Source organism: Paenibacillus sp. KS1, assembly GCF_001680695.1.
GTDB classification, from domain to species: domain Bacteria; phylum Bacillota; class Bacilli; order Paenibacillales; family Paenibacillaceae; genus Paenibacillus_B; species Paenibacillus_B suaedae.
In genome coordinates, this window is the sequence record NZ_MAIS01000341.1 from 1 (window position 1) to 329 (window position 329).

At 49.8% G+C, this 329-nt stretch carries 1 protein-coding gene; it reads right to left on the minus strand.

Going from position 1 to position 329, the window contains the following annotated elements; all coding sequences use genetic code 11:
- Positions 1-329: hypothetical protein (locus tag BBG47_RS28580; RefSeq protein ID WP_175400680.1), on the minus strand; the 329-nt coding region annotated here is incomplete at both ends.

A 329-nucleotide genomic window follows, 5' to 3' on the forward strand; every position in this document is an offset into this window, starting at 1 on the left:
GCGCGGCCTTGGCTATCGCCTGTTCTGACGTGAGTATCGGCTGGGCGAACGTTTGCTTATATTCATCGTCGGATTTATAGGATTCTTCTTCCCGAAGCAATTCGGCCCCCCATACCTTCCCGGTATCCGCTCCGATATGCACGATGCGCAGGATAGAATTCTTCAATTCTTCATCGTAGAACTCCAGCACCTTTCCCTCCTTGTTCTGAGGATTATAATTTAGGTTCACCCCATCACGCACCTTTACGTCCTGCCCGCCGTTTAAGAGCTTCATCGTTTTGCGCGCTATATCAACCTTTGATTTGTCTGGCGCCTTCGCATAGCTAACT